36 protein-coding genes are annotated in these 22602 nt (G+C 45.6%); 29 read left to right on the top strand and 7 right to left on the bottom strand.

All coding sequences use genetic code 11. The annotated features are described in order from the left end of the window. Positions 1–23: 23 nt before the first annotated feature. The 5 genes from hslU to priA all read right to left on the bottom strand — a co-directional run bounded on the left by hslU (position 24) and on the right by priA (position 6530). A complete protein-coding gene (gene hslU / locus ATG66_RS18525) occupies positions 24–1355 on the bottom strand; it encodes an HslU--HslV peptidase ATPase subunit (RefSeq protein WP_098416686.1) in 1332 nt (443 codons plus the stop codon). Between the two features lie 23 nt (positions 1356–1378). Further along, positions 1379–1930: an ATP-dependent protease subunit HslV gene (gene hslV / locus ATG66_RS18520; protein WP_098416685.1), complete on the bottom strand. Its 552-nt coding sequence runs from the start codon at positions 1928–1930 to the stop codon at positions 1379–1381. A 304-nt stretch (positions 1931–2234) separates the two neighbouring features. Then, positions 2235–2780, bottom strand: a complete 546-nt coding sequence (ftsN, locus tag ATG66_RS18515; RefSeq protein ID WP_098416684.1) for a cell division protein FtsN — start codon at positions 2778–2780, stop codon at positions 2235–2237. Positions 2781–2998: 218 nt separating this feature from the next. Beyond that, positions 2999–4027 carry a DNA-binding transcriptional regulator CytR gene (gene cytR / locus ATG66_RS18510; protein WP_257145780.1) on the bottom strand — a complete coding sequence of 343 codons (1029 nt, stop codon included), beginning with the start codon at positions 4025–4027 and terminating at the stop codon, positions 2999–3001. A 301-nt stretch (positions 4028–4328) separates the two neighbouring features. Continuing rightward, entirely contained in the window at positions 4329–6530 is a 2202-nt protein-coding gene (gene priA, locus ATG66_RS18505) for a primosomal protein N' (RefSeq protein WP_098416682.1), read from the bottom strand. A 292-nt stretch (positions 6531–6822) separates the two neighbouring features. Here priA and rpmE point away from each other — a divergent pair, with 292 nt between their 5' ends. The 29 genes from rpmE to rplQ all read left to right on the top strand — a co-directional run bounded on the left by rpmE (position 6823) and on the right by rplQ (position 21182). Further along, a complete protein-coding gene (gene rpmE / locus ATG66_RS18500) occupies positions 6823–7044 on the top strand; it encodes a 50S ribosomal protein L31 (RefSeq protein WP_098416681.1) in 222 nt (73 codons plus the stop codon). Between the two features lie 479 nt (positions 7045–7523). Beyond that, complete coding sequence (rpsJ, locus tag ATG66_RS18495) at positions 7524–7835, top strand: 30S ribosomal protein S10 (RefSeq protein WP_004410492.1); 312 nt, start codon at positions 7524–7526, stop codon at positions 7833–7835. Between the two features lie 14 nt (positions 7836–7849). Continuing rightward, on the top strand, positions 7850–8479 hold the full coding sequence (gene rplC, locus ATG66_RS18490) for a 50S ribosomal protein L3 (protein ID WP_098416680.1): 630 nt from the start codon (positions 7850–7852) through the stop codon (positions 8477–8479). A 17-nt stretch (positions 8480–8496) separates the two neighbouring features. After that, positions 8497–9099, top strand: a complete 603-nt coding sequence (gene rplD, locus ATG66_RS18485) for a 50S ribosomal protein L4 (protein ID WP_098416679.1) — start codon at positions 8497–8499, stop codon at positions 9097–9099. Beyond that, entirely contained in the window at positions 9096–9398 is a 303-nt protein-coding gene (gene rplW / locus ATG66_RS18480; RefSeq protein ID WP_098416678.1) for a 50S ribosomal protein L23, read from the top strand. Before rplD ends, rplW begins: the two co-directional genes overlap by 4 nt. A gap of 15 nt (positions 9399–9413) precedes the next feature. Next, positions 9414–10238, top strand: a complete 825-nt coding sequence (gene rplB / locus ATG66_RS18475) for a 50S ribosomal protein L2 (RefSeq protein WP_098416677.1) — start codon at positions 9414–9416, stop codon at positions 10236–10238. Between the two features lie 20 nt (positions 10239–10258). After that, on the top strand, positions 10259–10537 hold the full coding sequence (gene rpsS, locus ATG66_RS18470) for a 30S ribosomal protein S19 (RefSeq protein ID WP_041156799.1): 279 nt from the start codon (positions 10259–10261) through the stop codon (positions 10535–10537). A gap of 10 nt (positions 10538–10547) precedes the next feature. Next, positions 10548–10880, top strand: a complete 333-nt coding sequence (gene rplV, locus ATG66_RS18465; protein ID WP_041156798.1) for a 50S ribosomal protein L22 — start codon at positions 10548–10550, stop codon at positions 10878–10880. Between the two features lie 17 nt (positions 10881–10897). Then, positions 10898–11596 carry a 30S ribosomal protein S3 gene (gene rpsC / locus ATG66_RS18460; protein ID WP_098416676.1) on the top strand — a complete coding sequence of 233 codons (699 nt, stop codon included), beginning with the start codon at positions 10898–10900 and terminating at the stop codon, positions 11594–11596. Positions 11597–11607: 11 nt separating this feature from the next. Continuing rightward, entirely contained in the window at positions 11608–12018 is a 411-nt protein-coding gene (rplP, locus tag ATG66_RS18455) for a 50S ribosomal protein L16 (protein WP_005379577.1), read from the top strand. Further along, a complete protein-coding gene (gene rpmC, locus ATG66_RS18450; protein ID WP_098416675.1) occupies positions 12018–12209 on the top strand; it encodes a 50S ribosomal protein L29 in 192 nt (63 codons plus the stop codon). Before rplP ends, rpmC begins: the two co-directional genes overlap by 1 nt. After that, positions 12209–12463 (top strand): 30S ribosomal protein S17, encoded by a 255-nt coding sequence (gene rpsQ, locus ATG66_RS18445; protein ID WP_098416674.1) that lies wholly within the window; start codon positions 12209–12211, stop codon positions 12461–12463. Before rpmC ends, rpsQ begins: the two co-directional genes overlap by 1 nt. Positions 12464–12626: 163 nt before the next feature. Next, positions 12627–12998, top strand: coding sequence for a 50S ribosomal protein L14 (gene rplN, locus ATG66_RS18440; protein ID WP_098416673.1), 372 nt, complete (start codon positions 12627–12629; stop codon positions 12996–12998). Between the two features lie 13 nt (positions 12999–13011). Then, on the top strand, positions 13012–13329 hold the full coding sequence (gene rplX, locus ATG66_RS18435; protein ID WP_098416672.1) for a 50S ribosomal protein L24: 318 nt from the start codon (positions 13012–13014) through the stop codon (positions 13327–13329). 23 nt (positions 13330–13352) lie between these two features. Continuing rightward, positions 13353–13892, top strand: coding sequence for a 50S ribosomal protein L5 (gene rplE, locus ATG66_RS18430; protein WP_098416671.1), 540 nt, complete (start codon positions 13353–13355; stop codon positions 13890–13892). Between the two features lie 17 nt (positions 13893–13909). Beyond that, positions 13910–14215: a 30S ribosomal protein S14 gene (gene rpsN / locus ATG66_RS18425; RefSeq protein ID WP_098416670.1), complete on the top strand. Its 306-nt coding sequence runs from the start codon at positions 13910–13912 to the stop codon at positions 14213–14215. Positions 14216–14244: 29 nt separating this feature from the next. After that, entirely contained in the window at positions 14245–14637 is a 393-nt protein-coding gene (gene rpsH, locus ATG66_RS18420) for a 30S ribosomal protein S8 (RefSeq protein ID WP_098416669.1), read from the top strand. A gap of 13 nt (positions 14638–14650) precedes the next feature. Further along, positions 14651–15184: a 50S ribosomal protein L6 gene (gene rplF, locus ATG66_RS18415; RefSeq protein WP_098416668.1), complete on the top strand. Its 534-nt coding sequence runs from the start codon at positions 14651–14653 to the stop codon at positions 15182–15184. Between the two features lie 9 nt (positions 15185–15193). After that, positions 15194–15547, top strand: coding sequence for a 50S ribosomal protein L18 (gene rplR / locus ATG66_RS18410; protein ID WP_005379568.1), 354 nt, complete (start codon positions 15194–15196; stop codon positions 15545–15547). 14 nt (positions 15548–15561) lie between these two features. Beyond that, positions 15562–16065 (top strand): 30S ribosomal protein S5, encoded by a 504-nt coding sequence (gene rpsE / locus ATG66_RS18405; protein ID WP_004745894.1) that lies wholly within the window; start codon positions 15562–15564, stop codon positions 16063–16065. A 7-nt stretch (positions 16066–16072) separates the two neighbouring features. Continuing rightward, positions 16073–16249, top strand: a complete 177-nt coding sequence (gene rpmD, locus ATG66_RS18400; RefSeq protein ID WP_005379565.1) for a 50S ribosomal protein L30 — start codon at positions 16073–16075, stop codon at positions 16247–16249. 5 nt (positions 16250–16254) lie between these two features. Next, positions 16255–16689 (top strand): 50S ribosomal protein L15, encoded by a 435-nt coding sequence (gene rplO / locus ATG66_RS18395; RefSeq protein WP_098416667.1) that lies wholly within the window; start codon positions 16255–16257, stop codon positions 16687–16689. A gap of 20 nt (positions 16690–16709) precedes the next feature. Continuing rightward, complete coding sequence (secY, locus tag ATG66_RS18390; protein ID WP_098416666.1) at positions 16710–18044, top strand: preprotein translocase subunit SecY; 1335 nt, start codon at positions 16710–16712, stop codon at positions 18042–18044. Between the two features lie 38 nt (positions 18045–18082). Beyond that, positions 18083–18196 (top strand): 50S ribosomal protein L36, encoded by a 114-nt coding sequence (gene rpmJ / locus ATG66_RS18385; protein WP_000868186.1) that lies wholly within the window; start codon positions 18083–18085, stop codon positions 18194–18196. 149 nt (positions 18197–18345) lie between these two features. Beyond that, the gene (rpsM, locus tag ATG66_RS18380) at positions 18346–18702 is read left to right on the top strand and encodes a 30S ribosomal protein S13 (RefSeq protein ID WP_098416665.1); all 357 of its coding nucleotides are present in this window, start codon (positions 18346–18348) and stop codon (positions 18700–18702) included. Positions 18703–18720: 18 nt separating this feature from the next. Continuing rightward, positions 18721–19110 carry a 30S ribosomal protein S11 gene (gene rpsK / locus ATG66_RS18375; RefSeq protein ID WP_098416664.1) on the top strand — a complete coding sequence of 130 codons (390 nt, stop codon included), beginning with the start codon at positions 18721–18723 and terminating at the stop codon, positions 19108–19110. Positions 19111–19137: 27 nt separating this feature from the next. Continuing rightward, on the top strand, positions 19138–19758 hold the full coding sequence (gene rpsD, locus ATG66_RS18370; protein WP_098416663.1) for a 30S ribosomal protein S4: 621 nt from the start codon (positions 19138–19140) through the stop codon (positions 19756–19758). 24 nt (positions 19759–19782) lie between these two features. Next, a complete protein-coding gene (locus ATG66_RS18365) occupies positions 19783–20775 on the top strand; it encodes a DNA-directed RNA polymerase subunit alpha (protein WP_098416662.1) in 993 nt (330 codons plus the stop codon). 26 nt (positions 20776–20801) lie between these two features. Then, a complete protein-coding gene (gene rplQ / locus ATG66_RS18360) occupies positions 20802–21182 on the top strand; it encodes a 50S ribosomal protein L17 (protein WP_098416661.1) in 381 nt (126 codons plus the stop codon). Between the two features lie 124 nt (positions 21183–21306). On the opposite strand, the gene ATG66_RS18355 is transcribed toward rplQ, so the two are convergent. Further along, a complete protein-coding gene (locus ATG66_RS18355) occupies positions 21307–21783 on the bottom strand; it encodes a DUF2780 domain-containing protein (RefSeq protein ID WP_098416660.1) in 477 nt (158 codons plus the stop codon). A gap of 135 nt (positions 21784–21918) precedes the next feature. After that, positions 21919–22539: an FKBP-type peptidyl-prolyl cis-trans isomerase gene (locus ATG66_RS18350; protein WP_098416659.1), complete on the bottom strand. Its 621-nt coding sequence runs from the start codon at positions 22537–22539 to the stop codon at positions 21919–21921. Between the last annotated feature and the right edge of the window lie 63 nt (positions 22540–22602).

The following is a 22602-nucleotide window of genomic DNA, read 5'->3' as shown; positions in this document are numbered from 1 at the left end:
GGCTTGTGCAGTGAGGGGGGCGACTAAAGAATAAAGCGGCTTAGATCTTCATCTTCAATGGTATCGCCTAAACGTTCTTTCACATAAGCGGCATTAATGACAAATTTCGCCCCTGATTGTTCTGCAGCGTCATAAGAAATTTCATCCATCAAGCGTTCCATGACGGTATGCAAACGACGAGCACCGATGTTTTCTGTGCTTTCATTCACCGTCCAAGCGGCTTCCGCAATTTGTGTGATACCGTCTTCCGTGAACTCGATGTCTACGTCTTCCGTTTTCATCAATGCCACGTATTGTTCTGTCAAAGATGCTTTCGGTTCTGTCAGGATGCGTTTGAAATCATTACTGCTTAGTGCTTCAAGTTCTACGCGAATTGGTAAGCGGCCTTGCAGTTCTGGGATCAAATCAGAGGGTTTAGCAACTTGGAATGCGCCAGAGGCAACAAACAGAATGTGGTCTGTTTTTACCATGCCGTGCTTGGTGGAAACGGTGCAGCCTTCAATCAATGGTAGTAAATCACGCTGAACGCCTTCACGGGAAACGTCTGGACCAGAACTTTCACCGCGTTTACAGATTTTATCGATCTCATCGACAAACACGATGCCGTTGTTTTCTACGTTGTAAATGGCTGCTTCTTTCAGCTCTTCCTGATTCACTAGTTTTGCTGCTTCTTCTTCAACAAGCGCCTTCAGTGCATCTTTGATCTTTAGCTTACGCTTTTTCTTGGTATCACCAGCCAGGTTTTGGAACATGCCTTGTAACTGGTTCGTCATTTCTTCCATGCCCGGAGGTGCCATGATTTCCACCCCCATTTGTGGTGCGGCCACGTCGATATCGATTTCTTTATCGTCTAGTTGGCCTTCACGTAGTTTTTTACGGAAAACTTGGCGTGTATGAGACGACTCCTCAGTTTGTTCTGCTTGCCCCCAGCTGTCTCGTGCAGGTGGTAGTAATGCATCAAGAATACGTTCTTCTGCTTGCTCTTCAGCGCGAAATTTTACTTTTTCCATCTCTTGCTGATGAGTCAACTTTACGGCGACATCCGTAAGGTCACGAATAATCGTTTCGACTTCCTTACCAACATAACCCACTTCGGTGAATTTTGTTGCTTCGACTTTGATGAACGGTGCATTTGCCAGTTTTGCTAAGCGGCGAGCGATTTCGGTCTTACCAACACCAGTAGGACCAATCATTAGAATATTCTTTGGGGTGACTTCTGCACGCAAACTTTCTTCAAGCTGCATACGACGCCAGCGGTTACGAAGTGCAATCGCAACCGAACGTTTTGCTTTTTCTTGCCCAATGATATGGCGGTTCAGCTCATGGACGATTTCGCGAGGTGTCATTTCAGACATATTCTTTCCTTACTTCGTTACGATTACGCTGTTGGATTTGCAAGTTCTGTAGTTGATTCTAGCTCTTCTACAGTGTGGTTGTGGTTGGTGAATACACAAATATCACCTGCGATGTTTAGCGCTTTTTCCGCGATTTCGCGAGCATCTAAGTCGGAGTTCTCCAGCAGCGCTATTGCGGCTGCTTGGGCGTAAGCACCACCGGAGCCAATCGCAATCAAGTCATGCTCTGGCTGTACCACATCACCGTTACCTGTGATGATCAACGATGTGGTTTCGTCCGCGACGGCAAGAAGGGCTTCTAGTTTACGAAGAGCGCGATCGCTACGCCAGTCTTTGGCTAGCTCTACTGCCGCCTTAGTCAGATGACCTTGGTGCATTTGCAGTTTGCTTTCAAAGCGCTCAAATAGGGTAAAGGCATCCGCCGTACCGCCAGCGAAACCAGCTAATACTTGATTGTTATATAGGCGACGAACTTTGCGCGCGTTACCTTTCATGACGGTGTTGCCTAGAGATACTTGGCCATCACCCGCGATGACGACTTTATTGTTTCGACGTACAGATACAATGGTAGTCACAGTCGACCTCTTGATTATTTCTTTTTGGATTTAATTCTGTATATGGGGGGGAGAAATTAGGGATTCAAGGGGAGAGCGTTTTTCGAACTTAGACGTTATGTTCGGCAGTGAGAAACGAATATGATTCACAATCTAGCTGCTGAATGCTGGTCATATGCACCAGAATGCTTTTGATGCGCACACTTTTTGGTTAGATTCCTCGACTCGCAGAACCCACCGTTTAGAGGTTATCTGGGTAAAGCAACAAGACCAACAGGGTTGCCCTTGTTGGTCTTTAAATTGATTCATTCAATGAGGACTAGAACTATAGATTTTCTTTCCAAATCGCACACGGCTCGATTTTAGCGCGCTGCAGTTTATGGCGTTCTCGCTCAGCATCCCGTTTGAATTTGTAAGGCCCTAGCACCACTCGATACCAAGAGCTGCCTTCTTTTTTGCGTATTTTACTCGACATCCCTTGGAAGGCGATTGATAACTTACGCTCTTCTGCCTGCGCTCGAGTTTTGTAAGCGCCACATTGCATAATGTAAGGAATTTTAGAAACTTCAATTTCTTTCGCCACAACTTCCACTTCTCGTTTCGGTAATGACTCGACATATTCCCATTTCTCTTCAGGGGGAGGGGGTAATGTTTTTTTCGGCTTGGTTGTATTGACGGTTGTTGTTGGCTGCTTTACAACCGGCTGCTTAGGTTCTGGATCATTACTCAATAGGTAAAGCCCATAACCAAACCCTCCGACGAGCAAGATTGCTAATAGGCTACTACGCCAAGGTTTCTTGTTAGACGGCTGCTTTTTTGTCGATTTTTTGGGAGCACCTCGCCCCCGTCTCACATAATCTCTATTTGCCACGGTTACTTCTGGTCATCAAGGATTCTTGTAAATATGTTAATCCAGAACGGGTTGAGAAAACACCCTATTGATAGAATCTTGATAGTTAAGACCCAATAACCTGGCACATATGGGCACGATTAAAACAATGAGTTTTAATGACGGAATAAAAAAGCGGCGCATCATTAGCGCCGCTGTCGTGTTTGCATGGACAGCTCGTTGCTCCCACGCTATAAAACTTATGGGCGTTGCGGCGGCGCAGCGCTACCACGAACGATGAGATTGGTTTCCAATAGGCGCGAGCCGGAATGTACGTCGTGACCTTTGAGCATCTCTAGCATCATCAACATGGCTTGTCGGCCAATCTCATAGCGAGGCTGAGAAATGGTCGTTAGCGGTGGATCGCAATATTGAGCGAAGTTAATGTCATCAAAACCCACCACTGAGAGATCTTGTGGGACACGCAAGCCGAGTTTTTTGGCTTCTTGGATGGCGCCAATGGCCATGGTGTCACAGTGACAGAAAATCGCGGTAGGTGGCTCGGGCAGTTCGAGCAATTTACGAACGGCTTTGGCTCCGCCATCAAAAGAAAACTCGGTGATCACGCTGTATTGTGGCTCTTTACTAATTCCGGCGCGACGAAGTGCTTGTTGATACCCTTGCTGACGGAACTGACACAAAATAGCCGCCTCTGGCCCTGAGATTTGTGCGATGCGTTTATGGCCTAACTGAGTTAGGTAGTTCACGGCTTCAAAGGCTGATGTCAGGTTATCAATATGAACGGTTGGAAGTTCAAGCTCGGGCGCAAACTCACAGGCCATGACCATGGGCGGTAAGTTTTTTTGTTCAGGTTTACTGACATCAAACGGTAAATCGGTGCCAAGTAACAACATGCCATCAGCTTGCTTAGTAAAAACAAGGTTCACGAAAGAACTTTCGCGTTTTTTCTGTTGACCACTATCCCCCAATAGGACGAGGTAGCCATGTTCCATGGCTGCATCTTCGATACCACGAATGATCTCTGAGAAGTAGGGATCACAGATATCAGGGACGATGGTGACAATGGTCTTCGATTCGTTTCTACGTAAATTTCGCGCTAATGAATTCGGAGAATAACCCGCTTCAAGTACGGCATCTTCCACTCTTTTTCTGGTTGAAGAGGAGACTTTTTCTGGATTCATTAATGCTCGAGATACCGTAGCCGTAGACACTCCCGCAAGCTGGGCAACATCCTTCATTGTCGCCATAGTTTTTAACCTCTCATTTATTTTGCTAAGACGATGTTATTCCTGCTTTGAAGTCGAAGTACTCAAACCAAGATAAATCAGCGCCTGCTCATCGCTCAATTCGTGTTTACAGGTGGAAAATTGGGTTTTTCACTGCGACATCAATTTATGGGAATAGTCATTATTCAACCTAAGTCTGTGTGCTCAAGTCACGGTAGACTTTACTCATTGGGATAGTCTATTCATTTCTAAAGTGAAAGTTACGGTCTGTTTAACAAAAAACGCAATCTGAATGTGATCCGTGTCACGTTAAAAGGTAATTCATTACATGGTTAAACGTTTGCTAGCTGAGGTCTTGTGGTTCTATGTCTAAATTCCAGCGTACTTTCTTCGCATTTGGCAACAACTCAATCGCAGGTTTAGCACTGGTTAATAACTTTTGCATCAATGAGCGGTGCTGAGTTTGTAACAAAAGCTGCCAGCGATATTTGCCAGCCCGCTTGGCGAGTGGTGAAGGGGTGGGGCCGAGGACCAGACATGTGTCATCAAATAAAGGATGAGATTCTAAAGTGAAACGGACTTGGCGTAGAAAGTTTTCAACAATCTCGCTTTGGTTGGATTCTGCTTTAAATAAGGTCAGGAAACTATAGGGTGGAAGCTGTGCGAGTTTACGCTCTTCCAATGCAGTGTTCGCAAAGTGGCGGTAATCTTTTTGCAGCAATGCTTGTAATAAGCTGTGCTCAGGGTGGTGGGTTTGTAAAACGACTTCTCCGGGTTTACTTGCGCGGCCAGCCCGTCCCGCAACTTGAATAAACAGTTGTGCGAGGCGTTCAGAAGCGCGGAAGTCACTGCTGTATAATGATCCATCCACATCAAGTAGTGCGACGAGAGTGACATTTGGGAAATGGTGGCCTTTTGCGAGCATCTGGGTGCCGATGAGAATTTGAAATTCACCTTTGTGAATTGACTCGAGCGCATTTTCTAAGCTGCCTTTCCTGCGAGTGCTGTCTCTGTCTATCCGTATCGCTTTGTATTCGGGGAAGAGTTGAGCGAGTTGTTGTTCCAGTTGTTCAGTTCCAACGCCAACAGTCACTAATTGTGTAGAGCCACACCCATGGCACTGATGAATTACGGGTTGTTGAGAACCACAATGATGGCAGCGGATTTCATTACTGTATTGATGAAATGTATAGTAAGCATCGCAGCGTTTACACTCTGCAATCCAGCCACATTCATGACACATCAGTGCTGGAGAGAAACCACGGCGATTGAGGAACAGCATGACTTGGTTGCCCGCTTTTAAGTGCTTGCGCATTTCAGCGATGAGCGTGGCAGACAAACCGCTTTCTAAATATTGGCCTTTTACATCTAAAACTTTGTTTGTCGTCGGTACAGCTGAGCCTGCACGTTGCGTTAGGGTAAGGTGGTGGTACTTGCCTGACAATGCATTATGCAGTGTTTCTAATGCCGGCGTTGCCGAGCCCAGTATTATCGGTACTTGTTCTTTGTGTGCACGCATCACGGCGACGTCACGAGCGTGGTAGCGCAAACTATCCTGTTGCTTGTAAGAGATGTCATGTTCTTCATCGACGATGATGATGCCGAGAGCGGCAAAAGGTGTTAGTAGTGCAGAGCGGGTGCCGATAATGATGCCAGCAGCTTTATCTCGAGCTGATAACCAAGCATTAAGACGTTCAGTTTCATTTAAGCCGGAGTGAATGACATCAACAGGAACATTAAAGCGACGTTTAAAGCGGTTGATGGTTTGCGGCGTTAAACCAATTTCGGGTACCAGCACCAATGCCTGCTTACCTTTCTCGAGCACCGGTTTAATGAGGTTGAGATAAACCTCGGTCTTACCTGAGCCAGTGACCCCTTCTAATAAATAACAAGCAAAGCCGGTTTGGCTATTGACGCTAGCAATGGCTAAAGCTTGCTCATGGTTGAGTTTTGGTTTTTCAACGTCACGTTCAATCGGAAGCTGCCACTGGCTAATGATCGGCTTTTTCTCTATACGTTCAATCCAACCCTTTTCCTCTAGTGTTTTTAATACAGTTGAGGATATTTCTTGTTCAAGCATTTCTTGGTGAGACACAGCACCACCAATCATCATCTGTAAAGCTCGTTGTTGTTTCACAGCACGCCCAAGCCCTTGCATTAATTTGTTTTTACCCGCGTCAGTAAGTTGCCATTCTTGCAAGGTAGCAAAATCCGCGGGTTTGCCTTTTCTTAGCGCGGCGGGCATCGCGTTGTGTAGTGTGTCACCCAGCGGATATTGATAGAACTGGCTGCACCAAGTCAGCAGAGAATACAGCTTTTCTGGCCAAATAGGACTTGAATCCAAAACCGCCTTGAGTGGTTTTAGTTGCTCCTTTGGAAAGTCGGAGTGGTTGACCATGGCAATGACAATGCCAACAAGGGTCTGGCGTCCAAACGGAACTGATACCCGTCCGCCAATGATCGGAAACAAGTGCCCCGGAATGGTGTAATCAAATTGTTTGTCGAGTGGTACGGGTAATGCCACTCTAGCAATGGACGGGCGCATAGATTCTGAGCTATAAAATAGAAAGGAGTGTAGAGTCTATTAAAATCGATGTGGACACTCGAGTAAAGCTGCATGTTTGGGTATGAACCTTGTCAATGGAGCCAGTCTGGCTAAAAAAGTGGCGAAAAAGTTGCCAAATATGTTGATCCGATCAATCTGATTCTTTAGTATATCGCGCCTTGAGATATGGCTTCAGCGATAGGCTGTAGCGGTATCAAACTTTTGATGTTAATTACGTGTGGTGTGCGGCTTAGACTCGTATAGCGACACGGCCTACTATTGAGGTTATCCCATGAAAGCTGGTATCCACCCAGAATACAAAGCAGTAAGTGCTACTTGTTCTTGCGGCAACACTTTTGAGTTCAACTCAACGCTAGCGAAGGAAGCTATCCACCTAGACGTGTGTGACAAGTGCCACCCATTCTACACTGGTAAGCAACGTGTCGTTGATACTGGTGGTCGTGTTGATCGCTTCAACAAGCGTTTTGGTGCACTATCAAGCGGTAAGAAATAATAGCAGACGCTTTTACGATTACAGTTTAAAAAGGGACGCTTCGGCGTCCTTTTTGTTTATAGTCATAGCATGCATAGGCGGATGGTGTGGAGGCGGCTAAGCAAAAGCCGTCTGCTACACATAAGTTCGATTATTTTTCATTCGACTATTGCAACCTAAAGTGCGATCTGTATAATGCAGCGCACTGGTTAAGCCAGTTGTGAACCAATGAGCAGTGAGGAGCTAACAAACTTTAGAGTTTGGTAGGTAATGTATACTCAGCTTATGTTCGCGGTTAATACAATTAGCTATCTTTTCTTCGGAAAAACTATCCTCAGAGGTGACTTTGGCATATAGGGATAGTTAATCGAAAATTAACTGACAATGCGTCCTAATCTTGGATGCTACGGTTTCACATAAATCAATCGGCATTCTCTCGTCCTGACGAGTTTGAGTGGCGATATTGTTTGTGTAATTTAATAAATTTGGAGCTCTGTCTCATGCAGAACCAACGTATTCGTATCCGCCTAAAAGCTTTCGATTATAAACTAATCGATGCTTCTACAGCGGAAATCGTTGAAACAGCTAAGCGCACCGGCGCACAGGTTCGTGGTCCAATCCCACTGCCAACTCGTAAAGAGCGTTTCACTGTTCTTATCTCTCCGCACGTTAACAAGAAAGCACGTGACCAGTACGAAATTCGTACTCACAAGCGTCTAATCGACATCGTCGAGCCAACAGACAAAACTGTTGATGCTCTAATGCGTTTAGACCTTGCTGCGGGCGTTGACGTTCAAATTAGCCTAGGTTAAGGGAGATTAGAAGTATGATTGGTCTAATCGGTCGTAAAGTGGGCATGACCCGCGTATTTACTGAAGAAGGCGTTTCTATCCCAGTAACTGTTGTTGAGGTTGAAGCTAACCACGTGTCTCAAGTGAAAACACTTGATACTGATGGCTATGCAGCAATTCAGGTTACAGCTGGTTCTAAGAAAGCTAACCGCGTAAACAAAGCTGAAGCAGGTCACTTTGCTAAAGCTGGCGTTGAAGCTGGTCGCGGTCTTTGGGAATTCCGTTTAGAAAACGGCGAAGAGTTCGAAGTTGGTTCAGAACTAACAGTTGAACTATTCAACGAAACTAAGAAAGTAGACGTTACTGGTACATCTAAAGGTAAAGGCTTCCAAGGCGCAGTTAAGCGTTGGAATTTCAGTACTCAAGATATGACACACGGTAACTCATTGTCTCACCGTGCTCCTGGTTCTATCGGTCAATGTCAGACTCCAGGTCGCGTATTTAAAGGCAAGAAAATGGCAGGTCATATGGGTGCTGAGCGTGTAACGACTCAAAACCTAGAGATCGTACGTGTTGACGCTGAGCGCAACCTGCTTCTTATTAAAGGTGCAGTACCAGGCGCAACTGGCGGCAACGTGATCGTTAAACCAGCTGTTAAAGCATAACGTCTCAGGAGTAAGTAATGGAACTAATGGTTAAAGGTGCCGATGCACTAACTGTTTCCGAAACTACTTTCGGACGTGAGTTTAACGAAGCTCTTGTACACCAAGTAGTTGTTGCGTTTGCAGCAGGTGCTCGTCAAGGTACTCGTGCTCAAAAAACACGTTCAGAAGTTTCTGGCGGTGGCGCTAAGCCATGGCGCCAAAAAGGTACTGGCCGTGCGCGTGCTGGTACAATTCGTAGCCCAATCTGGCGTACAGGTGGTGTTACTTTTGCTGCGAAACCACAAGATCACAGCCAAAAAGTAAACAAAAAAATGTACCGTGGTGCTATGAAGAGCATTCTTTCTGAGCTTGTTCGTCAAGAGCGTTTAATCGTTGTTGATAACTTCTCAGTTGAAGCACCAAAGACTAAAGATTTAGTCGCTAAGCTCAAAGAGCTTGAGCTTACAGACGCTCTAATCGTGACTAGCGAAGTAGATGAGAATCTATTCCTAGCGGCTCGTAACCTATACAAAGTTGACGCACGTGACGTTGCTGGTATCGATCCAGTTTCTCTAATCGCGTTCGACAAAGTTGTAATGACTGCTGAGGCAGTTAAGCAAGTTGAGGAGATGCTAGCATGATTACAGAAGAGCGTATCCTAAAAGTTCTACGTGCGCCGCACATCTCTGAAAAAGCAACTATGGTTGCTGAGAAAGCGAACACTATCGTTTTCAAAGTAGCTAAAGATGCTACTAAAAAAGAGATCAAAGCAGCTGTAGAAAAGCTATTTGAAGTTGAAGTTAAGTCTGTAAATACTCTTATCACTAAGGGTAAGACCAAACGTCAAGGTCTACGCCAAGGTCGCCGCAGCGACGTTAAGAAAGCGTACGTTACTTTGAAAGAAGGTCAAGATCTTGACTTTGTTGGCGGCGCGGAATAACAGGAGTAGTTAAGAATGGCTATTGTTAAATGTAAGCCGACTTCCCCTGGTCGTCGTCACGTTGTTAAAGTTGTTAACGCTGACCTACACAAGGGCAAGCCGTATGCACCTCTTCTAGAGAAAAACTCTAAGAATGGCGGTCGTAACAACAACGGTCGTATTACAGTACGTCACATCGGCGGTGGTCATAAGCACCACTACCGTCTAGTTGACTTTAAACGTACTAAAGACGGTATCCCAGCGACAGTTGAGCGTCTTGAATACGATCCAAACCGTAGCGCAAATATTGCTCTAGTTCTATATAAAGACGGTGAGCGCCGCTACATCCTAGCACCTAAAGGTGTTAAAGCTGGTGATGCAATCCAGTCAGGTGTTGATGCACCAATTAAAGCTGGTAACACGCTACCAATGCGTAACATCCCAGTAGGTTCAACTGTACACAACGTTGAACTTAAGCCTGGTAAAGGTGGTCAGTTAGCTCGTTCGGCTGGTGCTTACGCTCAAATCGTTGCTCGCGACGGTACGTACGTAACTATCCGTCTACGTTCTGGCGAAATGCGCAAAGTTCTTTCTGAAGGCCGTGCAACAATCGGTGAAGTTGGTAACTCTGAGCACATGCTACGTGAACTGGGTAAAGCTGGTGCATCACGTCATCGCGGTGTCCGTCCAACGGTTCGTGGTGTTGTAATGAACCCGATTGACCACCCACACGGTGGTGGTGAAGGTCGTACTTCTGGTGGTCGTCACCCAGTATCTCCTTGGGGTATGCCAACTAAAGGCTTCAAAACCCGTAAGAACAAACGCACCGACAAGTACATCGTACGTCGTCGTAATAAGTAATCTATATAAGAGGATAAGCCATGCCACGTTCTCTCAAGAAAGGTCCATTTATTGACCTACACTTGCTGAAGAAGGTAGAGAAAGCGGTGGAAAGCGGAGACAAAAAGCCTATTAAGACTTGGTCCCGTCGCTCAATGATCATCCCTACGATGATCGGTTTGACCATCGCTGTCCATAATGGTCGTCAGCACGTCCCTGTATTTGTCACTGATGAAATGATCGGTCACAAATTGGGTGAATTCGCACCAACACGTACTTACCGCGGCCACGTTGCGGATAAGAAAGCTAAGAAGCGCTAAGGAGTAAATGATGGAAGCAATTGCTAAACATAACTTTGCTCGCATTTCGCCTCAGAAAGCTCGCTTAGTTGCGGATCAAATCCGTGGTAAATCTGTTGACCAAGCTCTAGAAATTTTAACTTTCAGCAACAAAAAAGCTGCTGTATTAGTTAAGAAAGTTCTTGAGTCAGCTATCGCGAATGCGGAGCACAACGAAGGTGCGGATATCGACGATCTATCAGTCGCTAAAATCTTCGTAGATGAAGGCCCTACCATGAAGCGTATTATGCCTCGTGCAAAAGGTCGTGCGGATCGTATCTTGAAGCGTTCAAGCCACATCACTGTTGTTGTAGCAGACGCTTGAGACTAGGAGAGTAAGCAATGGGTCAGAAAGTACATCCAAATGGTATTCGTCTAGGCATCGTTAAGCCTTGGAATGCTACATGGTTTGCTAACACCAAAGATTTCGCTGCCAACCTAGACGGCGACTTCAAGGTACGTCAGTTCCTTACACGTGAACTGAAAAAAGCGTCTCTATCACGCATCATTATCGAACGTCCTGCAAAAAGCATCCGTGTGACTATTCACACTGCTCGTCCAGGCGTTGTTATCGGTAAGAAAGGTGAAGACGTAGAGAAGCTACGCACAGCTGTAGCTAAAATTGCAGGTGTACCAGCGCAAATTAACATCGCTGAAGTACGTAAGCCTGAACTAGATGCGCAACTTGTTGGTGACAGCATCGCGTCTCAGCTAGAGCGTCGTGTAATGTTCCGTCGTGCTATGAAGCGCGCGGTACAGAACGCAATGCGTCTAGGTGCTAAAGGTATCAAAGTGGAAGTAAGCGGTCGTCTAGGCGGCGCTGAAATCGCGCGTTCAGAGTGGTACCGTGAAGGCCGTGTGCCTCTACACACTCTACGTGCTGACATTGATTACGCAACTTCTTCGGCTCACACTCAATACGGTGTGATCGGCATTAAAACTTGGATCTTCAAAGGTGAAATCCTAGACGGTATGCCAGCAGCTAACGCTGTAGAGCCAAAAGGCGATAAGCCTAAGAAGCAGCGCAAAGGCCGTAAGTAAGGAGTCGACAGATGCTACAACCTAAACGTACTAAGTTCCGTAAGGTTCAGACTGGTCGTAACCGTGGTCTAGCTAAGGGTACTGATGTAAGCTTCGGCGAATTCGGTCTTAAAGCTGTTGGCCGTGGTCGTCTAACTGCTCGTCAAATCGAAGCGGCACGTCGTGCAATGACACGTCACGTTAAGCGTCAAGGTAAAATTTGGATCCGTGTGTTCCCAGATAAGCCTATCACAGAAAAACCACTTGAAGTTCGTCAGGGTAAGGGTAAAGGTAACGTTGAGTACTGGGTAGCCCAAATCCAACCTGGTAAGGTAATGTACGAAATGGGTGGTGTACCTGAAGAATTGGCACGTGAAGCGTTCCGTCTTGCGGCGCGTAAACTGCCTTTCAAAACTACATTTGTAACTAAGCAGGTGATGTGATGAACGCACAAGATCTACGCGAGAAAAGCGTTGAAGAGCTTAACGCTGAGCTAATGAATTTGCTACGTGAACAGTTCAACTTGCGCATGCAAGCTGCAACTGGTCAACTACAGCAAACTCATACTCTGAAAGCTGTACGCCGTGATATCGCACGTGTGAAAACTGTTTTGACTGAGAAGGCAGGCGCATAATGAGCGAAGTAAAACGTACTCAACAAGGTCGTGTAATTAGCGACAAGATGGATAAGTCTATCACCGTTGCTATCGAACGTTTCGTAAAACACCCAATCTATGGTAAATACGTTAAACGTACGACTAAAGTACATGCACATGACGAAAACAACGAGTGTGGCTTCGGCGATACTGTTGAGATCGAAGAGTGTCGTCCACTGTCTAAGACTAAGTCTTGGACTTTGGTAAAAGTTCTAGAAAAGGCGAAGATCTAATCTTTGCTATTCTATGAAATCAAGCGGCTCCAAAAAATATTTTTGGAGCCGCTTATTTATTGACTACCCAATCACAAAAAAGGGTGGTACAATTCGCGTCCCTTTTAAAGAGGCAGCCCGACCCGTGATGGGTCTAGTTATTAATATTTAGCGGAGCACTAACATGATCCAAATGCAAAGTATGCTGGACGCAGCTGATAACTCAGGCGCACGCAGCGTAATGTGTATTAAGGTTCTGGGTGGCTCTCACCGCCGTTATGCACATATCGGTGACGTCATCAAAGTTACTGTGAAGGAAGCAATCCCTCGCGGTAAAGTAAAAAAAGGTGATGTTCTGAAGGCGGTGGTAGTGCGCACCCGTAAAGGCGTACGTCGTCCTGACGGTTCTGTCATTCGCTTCGACCGAAATGCTTGCGTATTGCTAAACGACAATACTGAGCAACCAATCGGTACACGTATCTTTGGTCCTGTGACGCGCGAACTTCGTGGCAATAAGTTCATGAAGATCGTTTCACTGGCTCCAGAAGTTCTGTAAGGAGCACGTAGAAATGGCAGCTAAAATCCGTCGTAACGACGAAGTAATCGTTCTTGCTGGTAAAGACAAAGGCAAGAAAGGTAAAGTAACTAAGGTTCTAGCAACCGGTAAAGTTATCGTTGAAGGTATTAACCTTGTTAAGAAGCACCAAAAGCCGGTACCGGCTCTAGGTCAACAAGGTGGCATCGTTGAACAAGAAGCAGCAATTGATGTTTCTAACGTTGCAATCTTTAACGCAGCTACTGGTAAAGCTGACCGTATCGGTTTCCGTTTTGAAGATGGTAAGAAAGTTCGTTTCTTTAAGTCTAATGACGAAATCGTTTCTAACTAATAGAAGTAATTTGGAGTTCTACTATGGCGAAACTGCATGATTACTACAAGTCGTCTGTAGTCGCTGAACTGACCAAACAGTTCAGTTACACAAGCGTCATGCAAGTCCCTAGAATCGAGAAAATCACCCTTAACATGGGTGTTGGTGAAGCAATCAACGATAAGAAACTGCTAGAAAATGCAGCGTCTGATATGGCAACGATCTCTGGTCAGAAGCCACTTATCACAAAAGCGCGCAAATCTGTTGCAGGTTTCAAAATCCGCGAAGGCTACCCTATCGGTTGTAAAGTAACCTTGCGTGGCGAACGTATGTGGGATTTTCTTGAGCGTTTAATTAATATCGCTCTTCCACGAGTACGTGATTTCCGTGGTGTTAGCGCTAAGTCTTTTGACGGTCGCGGTAACTACAGCATGGGCGTTCGCGAGCAAATCATCTTCCCGGAAGTCGACTTCGATAAAGTTGACCGTGTACGCGGCTTAGACATCACAATTACGACGTCTGCTGGTACTGATGAGGAAGGCCGTGCTCTGCTGGCTGCCTTTAACTTCCCATTCCGTAAGTAAGGTGAAGGGTTACTGTTATGGCTAAACAATCAATGAAAGCACGTGAAGCTAAACGTGCACAGCTAGTAGCTAAGTTCGCACAAAAGCGTGCTGCGCTAAAAGCTATCATCAGCGATGTAAACGCATCTGAAGAAGATCGTTGGAACGCGGTTCTTACACTGCAATCTCTTCCACGTGATTCGAGTGCATCACGTCAGCGCAACCGTTGCAACCAAACTGGTCGTCCACACGGTTACCTACGTAAGTTCGGTCTAAGCCGTATTAAGGTTCGTGAAGCTTGCATGAAAGGCGAGATTCCGGGTCTTCGTAAGGCTAGCTGGTAATTGCCACTTAATCATTTGGAGTAAATCATATGAGCATGCAAGATCCGATTTCGGATATGCTGACCCGCGTTCGTAACGGTCAGGCAGCAAACAAAGTTGCTGTAAAAATGCCTTCTTCAAAGCTTAAAGTTGCAATTGCTGCACTACTAAAAGCTGAAGGTTACATCGTTGACTTCGCTGTTGAAGGCGAAGCAAAACCTGAGCTAGAAGTTACACTTAAGTACTTCCAGGCTAAACCAGTAATTGAGCAACTTAAACGTGTTTCTCGTCCAGGTCTACGTGTTTACAAGAAGAAAGATCAACTTCCTTCTGTAATGGGTGGTCTTGGTATTGCTATCGTTTCAACTTCCAAGGGTCTTATGTCAGACCGCGCTGCACGTAAAGCAGGTCTTGGTGGTGAAATCATCGGCTACGTAGCTTAATAAGGAGTAGACTATGTCTCGTGTTGCAAAAGCACCTGTCGCTATTCCAGCTGGCGTAGAGGTGAAACTAAACGGCCAAGAAATCACTGTAAAAGGTGCTAAAGGCGAACTGACTAGCGTTCTAAACAACGCAGTTGTAATCGCTCAGGAAGAAAATAACCTGACTTTCGGTCCTAAAGAAGGTGTTGCTAACGCTTGGGCACAAGCAGGTACTGCTCGTGCACTAGTTAACAACATGGTTGTTGGTGTTACTGAAGGCTTTACTAAGAAGCTAACTCTTAAAGGTGTTGGTTACCGTGCTGCTATAAAAGGCAACGCTGTAGGTCTAACGCTTGGCTTCTCTCACCCAGTTGAGCACGAGTTGCCAGCGGGTATTAAAGCTGAATGTCCTAGCCAAACTGAAATCGTGATCACGGGTGCTGACAAGCAACTAGTTGGTCAGGTTGCGGCTGACATTCGTTCTTACCGTGAGCCTGAGCCTTATAAAGGTAAAGGTGTTCGTTACGCAGATGAAAATGTGCGTACTAAAGAAGCTAAGAAGAAGTAAGGTAACACTATGGATAAGAAAGCATCTCGCATCCGTCGTGCTACACGTGCTCGACGTAAGATTGCAGAACTGGGTGCGACTCGCCTAGTTGTACACCGTACTCCTCGTCACGTGTACGCACAGGTTATCGCGGCTAACGGCTCTGAGGTTATCGCAGCAGCTTCTACTGTAGAAAAAGCGATCCGTGAGCAAGTGAAATACACTGGTAACGTTGATGCAGCTAAAGCAGTGGGTAAAGCTATTGCTGAGCGCGCTCTTGAGAAGGGCGTAACTGCAGTTGCATTTGATCGTTCTGGTTTCCAATACCACGGTCGAGTAGCGGCGCTAGCAGAATCTGCTCGCGAAGCTGGTCTGAAATTCTAAGGTAGGGTTGGAAGATGGCTAAAGAACAACAAGTTCAAGCGAATGATTTGCAAGAAAAGCTAATCGCAGTTAACCGCGTATCTAAGACGGTTAAAGGCGGTCGAATCATGAGCTTCACTGCACTAACAGTAGTTGGTGACGGTAATGGTCGCGTAGGTTTCGGTTACGGCAAAGCTCGTGAAGTACCTGCAGCGATTCAAAAAGCAATGGAAAAAGCGCGTCGTAATATGACGACGATCGCTCTAAACGAAGGCACACTTCACCACCCAGTGAAAGGTCGCCATTCGGGCTCTAAAGTTTACATGCAGCCTGCTGCAGAAGGTACTGGTGTAATCGCAGGTGGTGCGATGCGTGCAGTACTTGAAGTTGCTGGTGTACACAACGTTCTATCTAAAGCGTACGGTTCTACGAACCCTATTAACATCGTTCGTGCTACGATCGATGCATTAGGTAGCATGAAGTCACCAGAAATGGTTGCTGCTAAACGTGGTCTAACTGTTGAATCTATTTCGGAGTAAGCACACGATGGCAACTATTAAAGTAACTCAAACTAAAAGCTCAATTGGTCGCCTACCAAAGCATAAAGCTACATTGCGCGGTCTAGGTCTTCGTAAAATCAACCATACAGTAGAACTTGAAGATACACCGTGTATTCGCGGTATGATCAACAAGGTTTACTACATGGTTAAAGTTGAGGAGTAATCAGAATGCGTTTGAATACTCTAGCACCGGCTACTGGCGCGAAAGCTTCTGCGAAGCGAGTAGGTCGTGGTATCGGTTCAGGCTTAGGTAAAACTGGTGGCCGTGGTCACAAAGGTCAAAAATCACGTTCTGGCGGCAATGTTCGTCCAGGTTTCGAAGGTGGTCAAATGCCTTTGAAACAACGTCTACCAAAATTCGGTTTCACTTCTCGTAAGAGCCTAGTGTCTGCTGAAGTTCGTCTAGCTGAGCTAGCGAAAGTTTCTGGTGACGTAGTTGATCTGAACAGTCTTAAAGCTGCTAACGTTATCACTAAGAACATTGAATTTGTAAAAGTTGTTCTTTCTGGTGATATCGACAAAGCAGTGACTGTAAAAGGTCTACGTGTGACTAAAGGCGCTAAAGCTGCAATCGAAGCTGCAGGCGGTAAAATCGAGGAATAATCTCGAGGAACGAGGTACAGATGGCTAAGAAACCAGGACAAGATTTTCGTAGTGCTCAGAGCGGCTTAAGTGAACTAAAGTCGCGCTTGTTATTCGTAATTGGTGCACTTTTAGTATTCCGAGCCGGCTCATTTGTGCCGATTCCTGGTATTGACGCTGCTGTACTTGCCGATTTGTTCGAACAGCAAAAAGGTACCATCGTTGAAATGTTTAACATGTTCTCCGGTGGTGCTCTTGAGCGTGCATCTATATTAGCATTGGGCATCATGCCGTATATTTCGGCATCTATTGTTGTCCAATTGCTAACTGTAGTTCATCCAGCGTTAGCTGAACTCAAAAAAGAGGGTGAAGCAGGCCGTCGTAAGATAAGCCAATACACACGCTACGGCACGCTTGTACTTGCAACATTCCAGGCTATAGGTATTGCAACTGGCCTACCAAACATGGTCGACAATTTGGTTGTTATCAACCAAACCATGTTTACGTTAATTGCAACCGTAAGTTTAGTAACCGGTACCATGTTCTTAATGTGGTTAGGTGAACAAATTACAGAGCGTGGGATTGGTAACGGTATTTCGATACTGATTTTTGCAGGTATTGTTGCTGGGTTGCCTTCTGCAATCGGTCAAACAATCGAGCAAGCGCGTCAAGGTGAATTGCATGTACTTCTTCTATTGCTAATTGCGGTATTAGCTTTCGCAGTAATTTACTTCGTTGTTTTCATGGAGCGTGGTCAACGTCGAATCGTTGTTAACTACGCGAAGCGTCAACAAGGTCGTAAAGTATTTGCTGCACAAAGCTCTCACTTGCCACTTAAGATTAATATGGCAGGTGTAATTCCAGCGATTTTTGCATCAAGCATTATTTTGTTCCCAGGAACATTGGCTCAGTGGTTTGGTCAAAACGGTGAGAGCAGCGCGTTCGGTTGGTTAACTGACGTGTCTTTGGCTCTTAGCCCAGGTCAACCGTTGTATGTAATGCTTTATGCAGCAGCAATTATCTTCTTCTGTTTTTTCTACACGGCGTTGGTTTTCAACCCACGAGAAACAGCAGATAACTTGAAGAAGTCTGGTGCATTCGTACCCGGAATCCGCCCAGGTGAGCAGACAGCGAAGTACATTGATAAAGTAATGACACGTTTAACCCTTGCTGGTGCACTGTACATTACCTTTATCTGTCTGATTCCCGAGTTCATGATGGTCGCGTGGAACGTACGTTTCTACTTCGGCGGTACATCACTACTTATCGTAGTTGTTGTTATTATGGACTTTATGGCACAGGTACAGACTCATCTGATGTCTCAACAGTATGATTCTGTGTTGAAGAAAGCGAATCTGAAGGGCTATAGCCGTTAATCCGGCGGTAGATTCAGTTTCATTTACGGAGTTTAGCAATGAAAGTTCGTGCTTCCGTTAAAAAAATCTGCCGTAACTGTAAAGTAATCAAGCGTAACGGTGTCGTTCGTGTGATTTGCAGTGAGCCAAAGCACAAACAGCGCCAAGGCTAATTAGCAGAAATTTTTACTTGAAAATGAAGGTTGGGTCGAGTATATTTCTCGGCCTACCTTTTGCGTGCAAAAGAAGTAGTATTCCGCAGCGTATCCATCACGGGCTTTGCTGCGGCTAATTCTTTTATAGAAACACTTAGGAGTGAATAATGGCCCGTATAGCAGGCATTAACATTCCTGATCATAAACATGCAGTAATCGCTCTAACAGCGATCTACGGCGTTGGTAAAACTCGCTCTCAAGCTATCTTAGCTGAAGTGGGTGTTGCTGAAAATGTTAAGATCAGTGAACTAACTGAAGAGCAGATCGATCAACTGCGTGATGGTGTAGCTAAATACACTGTAGAAGGTGATCTTCGTCGTGAAGTATCTATGAACATCAAGCGTCTTATGGACCTTGGTTGTTACCGTGGTCTTCGTCATCGTCGCAGTCTACCACTACGTGGACAGCGTACTAAAACCAACGCTCGCACCCGTAAGGGTCCGCGTAAGCCGATCAAGAAATAATCGGGAAGGTAGAGTACAATGGCTAAACAACCAATTCGCGCTCGTAAGCGCGTACGCAAGCAAGTTGCAGATGGCGTTGCGCACATCCATGCTTCTTTCAATAACACAATCGTAACCATTACTGACCGTCAAGGTAACGCTCTTGCATGGGCTACTGCAGGTGGTTCTGGTTTCCGTGGTTCTCGTAAGTCTACTCCGTTCGCTGCACAGGTTGCTGCTGAACGTTGTGCTGAAATGGCTAAAGAATACGGCCTAAAGAACTTGGAAGTTATGGTTAAGGGTCCTGGTCCAGGTCGCGAATCTACGGTTCGTGCACTAAACGCCGCTGGTTTCCGCATCACAAACATTGTTGATGCTACACCAATCCCTCATAACGGTTGTCGTCCACCTAAGAAACGTCGCGTATAACGTTTCTAGGACAGTTGGAGAAGAATCATGGCAAGATATTTGGGTCCTAAGCTGAAGCTTAGCCGTCGTGAAGGCACTGACTTATTCCTTAAGTCTGGTGTACGCGCGATCGATACCAAGTGTAAAATTGATAACGCACCAGGTGTACACGGCGCTCGTCGCGGTCGTCTATCTGAGTATGGCGTTCAGCTTCGTGAGAAGCAAAAAGTACGTCGTATGTACGGCGTTCTAGAAAAACAATTCCGTAACTACTACAAAGAAGCTGCTCGCCTAAAAGGTAACACAGGTGAAAACCTGCTTCAGCTTCTTGAAGGTCGTCTTGATAACGTAGTTTACCGTATGGGCTTTGGTGCAACTCGCGCAGAAGCACGTCAGCTAGTTAGCCACAAGGCTATCCTAGTAAACGGTAAAGTTGTAAACGTTCCTTCTTTCAAAGTAGCGGCTAATGACGTTGTTTCTATCCGCGAGAAAGCTAAGCAGCAATCTCGTATTAAAGCAGCTCTTGAAGTTGCTGAGCAACGTGAAAAACCAACTTGGATTGAAGTAGATGGTGGCAAGATGGAAGGTTCATTCAAGCGTATGCCTGAGCGTTCTGATCTATCAGCTGACATCAACGAACAATTGATCGTCGAGCTTTACTCTAAGTAAGGTTTAAACTAAAGAGAGGACACAATGCAGGGTTCTGTAACAGAATTTCTTAAGCCACGTCTGGTTGATATCGAACAAGTCAGCACGACTCACGCAAAAGTAACTCTTGAGCCATTAGAGCGTGGCTTTGGTCATACTCTGGGTAATGCACTTCGCCGTATTCTTCTATCTTCTATGCCTGGTTGTGCAGTCACAGAAGTAGAAATTGAAGGCGTACTTCACGAGTACAGCACTAAAGAAGGTGTTCAAGAAGATATTCTTGAAATCCTTCTAAACCTTAAAGGTTTGGCTGTACGTGTCGCTGAAGGTAAAGACGAAGTGTTCATTACTTTGAACAAATCAGGCTCGGGCCCTGTGGTTGCAGGTGACATCACCCATGATGGTGATGTAGAGATCGCTAACCCAGAACACGTTATTTGTCACCTAACGGATGACAACGCTGAAATCGCAATGCGTATTAAAGTTGAACGTGGTCGTGGTTATGTTCCGGCTTCTGCGCGTATCCATAACGAAGAAGATGAGCGTCCAATCGGTCGCCTACTAGTAGATGCTACTTACAGCCCTGTAGACAAAATTGCCTACGCTGTAGAAGCAGCTCGTGTAGAACAGCGTACTGATCTAGATAAGCTTGTTATCGATATGGAAACAAACGGTACTCTAGAACCTGAGGAAGCTATCCGTCGCGCAGCTACAATCCTAGCTGAGCAATTGGATGCATTCGTAGATCTTCGTGATGTACGAGTTCCTGAGGAGAAGGAAGAGAAGCCAGAATTCGATCCGATCCTACTGCGTCCTGTAGACGATCTTGAACTAACAGTTCGCTCTGCTAACTGTCTGAAAGCAGAAGCGATTCACTACATCGGTGATCTAGTACAACGTACTGAGGTTGAGCTACTTAAAACGCCTAACCTTGGTAAAAAATCTCTTACTGAGATTAAAGACGTACTTGCGTCACGTGGTCTGTCTCTGGGCATGCGCCTAGAAAACTGGCCACCTGCATCAATCGCTGAAGATTAATCGATACTAGTTAGAAGGATTAGGTCATGCGCCATCGTAAGAGTGGTCGTCAACTCAACCGCAACAGCTCACATCGCAAAGCGATGTTCAGCAACATGGCTAGCTCTCTAGTACGTCATGAAGTTATCAAGACTACTTTGCCAAAAGCAAAAGAGCTGCGTCGCGTAGTTGAGCCTTTGATTACACTAGCTAAGACTGACAGTGTTGCTAACCGTCGTCTAGCATTTGCACGTACTCGTGACAACGAAGTAGTTGCAAAACTATTTAACGAACTAGGTCCACGTTTTTCTGCTCGTCAGGGCGGTTACACTCGTATCCTAAAAGCTGGCTTCCGTGCTGGTGACAAAGCTCCAATGGCTTTCATTGAGCTTGTAGATCGCCCAGCTGCTGAAGAAGCTGCTGAGTAATCAGTTCGTAAGAACGAGAAAGCCGAGCATTAGCTCGGCTTTTTTGTATCTGTCGCTCAGCGAATATTAATCCCCACCTTGTTATGCCGTAATACTGGTTGTCGATAGCTCAATAACCGTCAATCTAGCCATTCTCCCACAGTCCGCCCAGTGCACTCAGTAATGCTTCGCTTGCACCTTGTGTGTTCAAGTAATTCAGTATGATAGGACCAAATTGACTGATCATTGATGGGTCTAAGCCGAGCGAATCAAATGCTCTGTTTACTGCTTCTATGTTGTCGATGTTCCCTAACCGGCTCTGAGCCCCTTGTAAGTTTGCAAGCCCTGGAAGTAAAGTCTTTAGTTCAGTGCTATTTTCTTGCGAAAGTTGATTTTGCGTTAAAGCAAGTAACGCGCTACTACCACCTATAGCTTGCTCTGCTGAGATAGGAAGTTGGCTCGTTAGCATATCTGTTAATGGTGAAGGTTCAGCATTTAAGCTGTTGTTAACCATATCCATGAGTCCATTTTTTTCACTTTTCTCTGTAACGATATCTAGGAAAGCGTGCGCATTGCTAATATTGATTAATAAAAGTGCGAGAGTCAGGAGCGTTTTACCCATGGTACCTCCAAAGTTAATGTTATTTTGTTGTTTTAAAGGCTATCAGAGTAACTAAAGGTGAGAGTGTCTATTTATTTTAGACAAAAAAAACGACGCCAGAGCGCCGTTTTTTAATGATAATTGAATCAATTTCAATTAAAGGATATCAAGTAGTTCTACTTCGAATACTAGTGCTGCGAATGGAGGGATTGCAGCGCCAGCGCCACGCTCACCGTACGCAAGGTCGTGTGGTACATATAGTTTCCACTTAGAGCCAACAGGCATTTGTTGTAGTGCTTCAACCCAACCTTTGATTACGCCCGTTACAGGAAACTCAGCTGGTTGGCCGCGAGAGACAGAGCTATCAAAAACAGTGCCGTCAGTTAGTTCACCGTGGTAGTGAACGCGAACTGAACTTTCTGCTGTTGGGGTTTCGCCAGTACCTTCAGTAATGATTTCGTACTGAAGACCAGAATCTAGGACGTTAACTTCTGAGCGTAGTGCATTGTCTTTTAGAAACACTTCACCTTCCGCTGCTGCAATTTTAGCGGCTTCTTGACGTGCAGCTTCTGCACGAGTTTGCATCTCTTGTAGCGCTTCGTTGATGTCATCAATTTCAATTGATGGCATATCACCAGTGAGTGCTGTTGCAATACCTGCCGCGATAGCGTCAACACTAAGACCTTCTAGACCTGAGCCTGCAAGTTGTTGGCCCATTTGTATACCAATACCGTAGCTTGCTTTCTGTTCTACTGTTTCAAATTTCATTTCAGACATAAATGTCGCTCTTATTAGGAGTGAGAAAAACAATAGAGTATCAGTTTCGAGCTAAGGTTTAAA

The sequence above is a fragment of the Vibrio sp. ES.051 genome (assembly GCF_002563795.1).
GTDB lineage: Bacteria > Pseudomonadota > Gammaproteobacteria > Enterobacterales > Vibrionaceae > Vibrio.
The sequence above is the reverse complement of the archived record's forward strand: the minus strand, read 5'-3'. Positions and strand labels throughout refer to the sequence as shown.